Origin of the sequence: Mycobacterium sp. (assembly GCF_049585075.1) — a bacterium.
In the GTDB taxonomy this organism is placed as follows: domain Bacteria; phylum Actinomycetota; class Actinomycetes; order Mycobacteriales; family Mycobacteriaceae; genus Mycobacterium.
Window position 1 is genome coordinate 1 of sequence record NZ_JBAUZA010000495.1, and the last position, 6,291, is coordinate 6,291.

Below are 6,291 nucleotides of genomic sequence, written 5' to 3' on the forward strand. Positions count from 1 at the left end.
CCCCAGCACGCACTACCGGAAGAGGTCAAGGGCTATTTCGCTGAAATGGGCCGGATCGCAATAAAATTGGGTAACGGCTCACAAGAGGTGCTGTTGACACGCGATCCCAGGAAGGCCGCGCGCATCCGCAGAGAAGACGACGCGATGGATGACCTGCACCGCCACCTGTTCAATGTGCTGATGGATCGCGAATGGAAGCACGGCGTAGCCGCCGCCGTCGACGTGACGCTGCTGGGTCGCTACTATGAGCGTTTCGCCGACCACGCCGTCCTATTGGCGCATCGGGTTATCTTCCAGATGACCGGACGGTTTGCCGGCGGCGATTCGAAACCGAAGTAACACTGGCCATTTCGGCTAGCGTGTCGGCGAATCGGTCGACAGCCCAGTCGATTTCTGCATCGGTTATCACCAGCGGGGGAGCGAAGCGCAACGTTGAGCCGTGTGTGTCTTTGACCAGGACACCGCGCTGGGCCAGGCGCAGGCTGAGCTGCTTGGCGGTGCCGAGTGCCGGATCGATGTCGACGCCGGCCCACAATCCTCGGCCGCGAACCGCAAGTACGCCATCACCGATTAGTGTTCGTAGTCGCCGGTGCAGATGCGCACCCAGGTGTGCGGCGCGGTCCTGGAATTCACCGCGAGCCAGCATCGACACCACGGTGCTGCCGATCGCCGCTGCGAATGGGTTGCCGCCGAACGTCGAGCCGTGTTCACCGGGATGCAGCACGCCCAGCACATCGTGATCTGCCACCACTGCGGACAATGGCACCACCCCGCCGCCCAACGCTTTGCCGAGCAGGTAGATGTCAGACACCACGCCCCAGTGGTCGCAGGCGAAGGTGCGGCCGGTGCGGGCCAGGCCGGATTGGATCTCATCGACGATCATCAAAACACCGCGCGCACAACACAGTTCGCGCACCGCAGGAAGATAGTCATCCGGCGGTACGATGACGCCGGCTTCACCTTGAATCGGTTCCAGCAGCACCGCAACGGTGTTCTCATCGATGGCAGCGGCCAGCGCGTCGGCATCACCGAATGTCACCGAGCGGAAGCCGGGTGTGAACGGTCCGAAGCCGCTGCGCGCGGTCTGGTCGGATGAGAAGCTGACTATGCTGATGGTCCGGCCATGAAAGTTGTTGTCGGCCACAATGATGTTCGCGTGTCCGGCCGGAACACCCTTGACGTCGGTGCCCCACTTGCGTGCCACCTTCAGAGCGCTTTCGACCGCCTCAGCCCCGCTGTTCATCGGCAACACCATGTCTTTGCCGCACAGGGCCGCCAAGGCGGCACAAAACTGGCCGAGCGTCTCGGCGTGAAATGCCCGGCTGACCAGCGTGACGCGGTCGAGTTGCGCGTGCGCGGTCGCGGTGATTTCGGGGTTGCGGTGCCCGAAGTTCACTGCGGAATATGCAGCTAGGCAATCCAGGTAGCGCCGCCCCTCGACATCGGTGATCCATGCTCCCTCAGCGCTGGCGGCCACCACCGGAAGCGGGGAGTAGTTGTGCGCCGCGTGGCGCTCGTCGAGGGCGATCGCCGACGCGGTCAGTACGCCGGGGCTGGTGGTCACGGTGTCCAGCAGAGTCACGAATACACCTCCAGTGTGCAGCATTTGACCGATCCGCCGCCCTTGAGCAGCTCGGACATCTCGACACCGATCGGCTCGAAACCGGCTTGCCGGAGTTGTTCGGCGAATCCGACGGCGGCCGCCGGGTGCACCACATGCCGGCCATCCGATACCGCGTTTAGGCCGAACACGTAGGCGTCGGCACTGTCCACCACCAGAGCGTCGGGAAACAGCGTTTCCAACTGTGCGCGTGAACTTTCGGTAAAGGCTGACGGATAGTAAGCGATCGCCGCTTCATCGAGCACGGCCAACGCGGTGTCGAGGTGGTAGAAGCGCGGATCGACCAGCTCCAAGGTGACGACCGGCCGGTCAAAGATCGCGGCGATCTCGGTGTGTGCCCGGGGGTCGGTACGAAAACCGGCTCCCGCCAAGATCATTGCGCCTACCGGCAGCAGGTCGCCCTGGCCCTCGTTGACGTGCTGAGTCTGCACTGGCGTGTACCCATGTGACCGCATCCAGTCCGCGTAAGCGGTGGACTCGTGTTGGCGCTGTGGGTATTTGAACCGGGCCACCGCCGCCGTGCCGCCCAGTATCAGCCCGCCGTTGGCGGCATAGACCATGTCGGGCAAACCGGTAACGGGTGCGACGAGGTCGACTTTGTGTCCCAGCCGCAGGTACGTGTCGCGAAGGTGCTTCCACTGCCCGAGCGCCACACTGACGTCGACAGGAGTGTCGACGTCCATCCACGGGTTGATCGCATAGTCGACGGCGAAAAACTGCGGAGGCGTCATGACGTAATGCCGAACGCGCGCCGTGCGTTCGGTCGCTTTGGCGGTCACATGCGCCGAGGCGGGCGCCACAGCGTCGGCGAAGATCGTCATAAATCGACGGTATGGGACGCCCTGCGCGCAATCAAACACCGGCTGTTGCTTGTATAGGCGTGTTTCGTTGCGCGAAATCGCATATTGCGGCAGTCTGTTGTGCAGGAGGCCTCGATGGACCGGTTGGATGGCATTGACGAGCAGATTCTCGCGGAGCTCGCCGAACACGCCCGGGCAACGTTCGCCGAGATCGGCGAGCGCGTGAACCTGTCGGCCTCGGCGGTCAAACGCCGCGTCGACCGGATGCTTGACAGCGGTGTGATCCGGGGGTTCACCACGGTCATCGATCGCAGCGCCGTCGGTTGGAACACCGAAGCGTACGTTCAGGTTTACTGCCACGGCAGGATTTCGCCCGACGAGCTGCGCCGGGCTTGGATGGACATTCCCGAGGTGGTCAGCGCCGCGACGGCGACCGGCACCGCCGACGCCATGCTGCGTGTGCTGGCGCGCGACATGCGCCACCTGGAAGACGCTTTGGAGCGCATCCGCACGAGCGCCGATATCGAGCGCACCGAAAGCATCGTCGTGCTGTCCAACCTCATTGACCGATCCCGGGCCGAGGGGTGATCAGCCCCCGGTCGTCGCAATCGTGTAAGAACTGGAGAATATGAGCACTAGCCCGGGCAACGGAATACTGATCGTCGGCGGAGGGCTCGCCGCGACCCGGACTGCTGAGCAACTGCGCCGGGCGGGTTACACCGGCGCGCTGTCCATCGTCAGCGACGAAGCCCATTTGCCCTACGACCGCCCTCCGCTGTCGAAGGAGGTGCTGCGCAGCGAAGTCGACGACGTGACGCTCAAACCGCGTGAGTTCTACGACGAGCACAACATCACCTTGCGGCTTGGATCGGCAGCCACCAGCCTGGACACCGCTGCGCAGACGGTGACACTCGACGACGGAACGACGCTTCGCTACGACGAACTCGTGATTGCGACCGGCTTGGTACCGCGGCGCATTCCGGCGTTCCCCGACCTGGACGGCATCCGAGTGTTGCGTTCGTTCGACGAAAGTCTGGCATTGCGCAAGCACGCGTCGTCCGCACAGCACGCGGTTGTGGTCGGCGCGGGTTTCATCGGCTGTGAGGTGGCGGCAAGCCTGCGCGGCTTGGGAGTCGATGTGGTGCTGGTGGAGCCGCAGCCCGCGCCGCTGGCTGCGGTGCTTGGCGGCCAGATCGGCCAGCTGGTGGCGCGGCTGCACCGCGCAGAAGGTGTCGATGTGCGTACCGATGTCGGGGTGGCCGAGGTCCGCGGACACCAGCATGTCGAGAGCGTGCGGCTGACCGACGGCGCCGAGCTGACAGCCGACTTGGTGGTGGTTGGCATCGGCTCGCGGCCGGCGACCGACTGGCTCGACGGCAGTGGTATCGACGTCGACAACGGCGTGATCTGTGACGCGGCCGGACGAACCAGCGCGCCGAACGTGTGGGCGCTCGGTGACGTAGCGTCCTGGCGCGACCAGGCGGGACATCAAGTGCGAGTGGAGCATTGGAGCAATGTCGCCGAGCAGGCAAGGGTCGTGGTGCCTGCGATGCTCGGGCAGGACCCGCCAGCAGGCGTCGTCGTCCCGTACTTCTGGAGCGATCAGTACGACGTCAAGATCCAATGTTTGGGCGAGCCAATCGCCACCGACATCGTGCATGTCGTTGAGGACGACGGCCGCAAATTCCTCGCGTACTACGAACGTGACGGCGTGGTGGCTGGCGTTGTCGGCGGCGGTATGCCCGGCAAGGTCATGAAAACACGAGCCAAGATCGCCGCTGCCGCACCGATTTCCGAAGTGCTGGGCTAGCCGACCACGTCAATTCAAGAACCGCTCGAGGGCTTCACGGATGCCGGTGAGCGCTTTGGCGGCTTGGTGTTCGATCAGCGCGGCTTCGGCGAGCATGCCGACCCACAACTGCGCGCTTTCGTACGGGTGCGGGCGTTTCAGTGCGGCGAAGTCGGGTTGGAACAGCTGGGCGCCGATCTTGTTGCGGTGTTTGATTTCGTCGGTAACCGCCGGTTCGGCGCGCGCTTCCAGCAGCAGGGCGCGCACGCCGCGGTCGCGTAAACAACCGTCAAGGTAGGTGTTTGCACCGACCATCAGCCGACGGCGCCCGGCCGGCATTCCGGCGATCGCGGGTTGCAGCTGGGCGGCCAGCCGTTCATGGAATTCACGATGCAGCGCAACCAGATACGAGGCTCTGTCGCCGAAGTGGTGAAAAAACGTGCCCTTGGCCACCCCGGCTTCACCGACGATGAGATTGACGCTCAAACCGGCCAGCCCGATTCGTTCGGCCAGACGCAGGCCCGCATCGATCAGCGATTCGCGAGTTTTGGCCATTCCCTCCTGGCGCACACCCGTCATGCCAGCACTCTAACCGCCGTACTTGCGTGCGGCTTTACGCTGGCTGCGTCGCGCGAGCAGCTCGCCGTACTGCTCGCACACGTGGATCACCCCGGTGAGCTGATAGGTGATCCAGCCCCGGTGTGTCGAGGGCAGGTTGTGCTCGAAAAAGCGGTGCCCGGCGATTTGCAAGAGCCAGCCGCCGACGAACATCGGCAGTCCCACTCGGGGTTTGGCCACCAGCAGCGGAGTCGCGGCAGCGATCACGGGCGTGCCGACCATATGCGTGAATCGCGTTCCGCGACTGGTGTGTTGGGTTTTGTAGTACGCCATCTTGTCGGAGAACGGGGCGTCAGGCGCAGGAACAGTCATCGGTCACTCCTTGAAGTCGCGGCGCTGGCAATGATACCGTTGACCGACCAGTCGGTCAATGAAAGGAGCGGCAATGGTGAACGTGGTGCAAACGCGGGTGGGAGAGGTTGCCTACAGCGATACCGGGGAAGGGCCGGTGGTGGTGTTACTCCATGCGACGCTGCATGACCGCCACGACTTCGACGCGATCACGCCGAGCCTTCGTCGCGACCACCGGGTGATCGCAGTGGACTGGCCGGGCCACGGTGACTCGCCGGCCCCGGTGCCGAACTATCAGCCGACCGCGGCTTCCTTCGCCGACGTCCTTGCCGACCTGGTCGCCGCTCTCGACCTGCCACCCGCCGCATTCATCGGCAACTCGGTCGGTGGCTTTGCAGCGGGACGATTGGCGATCACTGAACCCCAACGGGTTTCGCGGCTGGTATTGGTCAACACGGGCGGTTTCGTCGCGAACCTGGCCACCAAGCTCTACTGCCGAGTAATGGGGACGCAGGCGGTGATGAAACGAGTCCTGCCGCGGTTCATCCCCAGCTACATGAAGGCGACCAGCAACAGCGACCACGGGATCCAGCAGCGCGCGCTGGCCCGTGCGAAAACCCGTGAAGGTGTCGTGCTCGCCGCGGCGCTGTGGCGCAGTTTCGCTTCGTCCGACTATGACCTGAGTCCGCACGCTGATCGCATCACCGCGCCGTGCCTGGTTGTCTGGGGATCAAAAGACACCGCCGCCCCAATGCTTGTCGGCCGTGCCACCGCCGCGGCAGTCCCGGGATCGCGGCTGGAGGTGCTGCCGACCGGCCACGTGGTGTTTTCCTCAGACCCTGACGGCTTCCTCGCGATCGCCGCGCCGTTCTTGGCCGGCGCACACGGGCACGTGCCATGATCGCGCTAGTCCCAATTCACCGGCGGTCCGTGCGGCGAACACGTGCCCAGTAGCGTGTCGTCGCCACCCGGCCAGCATCGGGCGCGAACCGCGAATTCAACCGGAGAGTCGGGCGTTCGCCGGTGTGGCTCCAGCATCAGGTGCACGAACGGTGAGTCGGCTCTGGCTCGGGCTCCAAGCACGTCGATTCCGGCCAAAACAGCGGCCTGGTCGTCGGCCGAAAGGTACTGCCACATAATGGAATGCCACAACACGGTCAGCGCGCCTGGGG

General features: G+C 64.5%; 9 protein-coding genes. 4 read left to right on the plus strand and 5 right to left on the minus strand.

What is annotated here, in order from left to right; translation table 11 throughout:
* Positions 1–339 (plus strand): phosphate signaling complex PhoU family protein (locus tag WB785_RS23215; RefSeq protein WP_424082209.1); only part of this gene is annotated, 339 nt, incomplete at its 5' end.
* Here WB785_RS23215 and rocD read toward each other — a convergent pair.
* A complete protein-coding gene (gene rocD / locus WB785_RS23220) occupies positions 287–1,582 on the minus strand; it encodes an ornithine--oxo-acid transaminase (RefSeq protein WP_424082211.1) in 1,296 nt (431 codons plus the stop codon). The two genes, WB785_RS23215 and rocD, sit on opposite strands and share 53 nt — an antisense overlap.
* Positions 1,579–2,442, minus strand: a complete 864-nt coding sequence (gene ddaH, locus WB785_RS23225; RefSeq protein WP_424082213.1) for a dimethylargininase — start codon at positions 2,440–2,442, stop codon at positions 1,579–1,581. Before ddaH ends, rocD begins: the two co-directional genes overlap by 4 nt.
* A 114-nt stretch (positions 2,443–2,556) precedes the next feature.
* Here ddaH and WB785_RS23230 point away from each other — a divergent pair, with 114 nt between their 5' ends.
* A complete protein-coding gene (locus tag WB785_RS23230; RefSeq protein WP_424082224.1) occupies positions 2,557–3,009 on the plus strand; it encodes an Lrp/AsnC family transcriptional regulator in 453 nt (150 codons plus the stop codon).
* Between the two features lie 40 nt (positions 3,010–3,049).
* Positions 3,050–4,231 carry an NAD(P)/FAD-dependent oxidoreductase gene (locus WB785_RS23235; RefSeq protein WP_424082215.1) on the plus strand — a complete coding sequence of 394 codons (1,182 nt, stop codon included), beginning with the start codon at positions 3,050–3,052 and terminating at the stop codon, positions 4,229–4,231.
* A gap of 9 nt (positions 4,232–4,240) precedes the next feature.
* On the opposite strand, the gene WB785_RS23240 is transcribed toward WB785_RS23235, so the two are convergent.
* Together WB785_RS23240 and WB785_RS23245 are read right to left on the minus strand one after the other, a co-directional pair.
* Complete coding sequence (locus WB785_RS23240) at positions 4,241–4,789, minus strand: TetR/AcrR family transcriptional regulator (protein WP_424082216.1); 549 nt, start codon at positions 4,787–4,789, stop codon at positions 4,241–4,243.
* 9 nt (positions 4,790–4,798) lie between these two features.
* Positions 4,799–5,140: a DUF962 domain-containing protein gene (locus WB785_RS23245; RefSeq protein WP_424082218.1), complete on the minus strand. Its 342-nt coding sequence runs from the start codon at positions 5,138–5,140 to the stop codon at positions 4,799–4,801.
* Positions 5,141–5,213: 73 nt separating this feature from the next.
* Between WB785_RS23245 and WB785_RS23250 the strand changes: the two genes are divergently transcribed.
* Positions 5,214–6,020 carry an alpha/beta fold hydrolase gene (locus WB785_RS23250; protein ID WP_424082220.1) on the plus strand — a complete coding sequence of 269 codons (807 nt, stop codon included), beginning with the start codon at positions 5,214–5,216 and terminating at the stop codon, positions 6,018–6,020.
* A gap of 5 nt (positions 6,021–6,025) precedes the next feature.
* On the opposite strand, the gene WB785_RS23255 is transcribed toward WB785_RS23250, so the two are convergent.
* Positions 6,026–6,291 (minus strand): DUF2332 family protein (locus WB785_RS23255; RefSeq protein WP_424082222.1); only part of this gene is annotated, 266 nt, incomplete at its 5' end.

What these genes read in the sequence shown, in the direction of transcription:
- ddaH (WP_424082213.1), bottom strand. Translation starts at nt 2,442, where the DNA reads ATGACGATCTTCGCCGACGCTGTGGCGCCCGCCTCGGCGCATGTGACC.
- WB785_RS23230 (WP_424082224.1), top strand. Translation starts at nt 2,557, where the DNA reads ATGGACCGGTTGGATGGCATTGACGAGCAGATTCTCGCGGAGCTCGCC.
- WB785_RS23235 (WP_424082215.1), top strand. Translation starts at nt 3,050, where the DNA reads ATGAGCACTAGCCCGGGCAACGGAATACTGATCGTCGGCGGAGGGCTC.
- WB785_RS23240 (WP_424082216.1), bottom strand. Translation starts at nt 4,789, where the DNA reads ATGACGGGTGTGCGCCAGGAGGGAATGGCCAAAACTCGCGAATCGCTG.
- WB785_RS23245 (WP_424082218.1), bottom strand. Translation starts at nt 5,140, where the DNA reads ATGACTGTTCCTGCGCCTGACGCCCCGTTCTCCGACAAGATGGCGTAC.
- WB785_RS23250 (WP_424082220.1), top strand. Translation starts at nt 5,214, where the DNA reads ATGGTGAACGTGGTGCAAACGCGGGTGGGAGAGGTTGCCTACAGCGAT.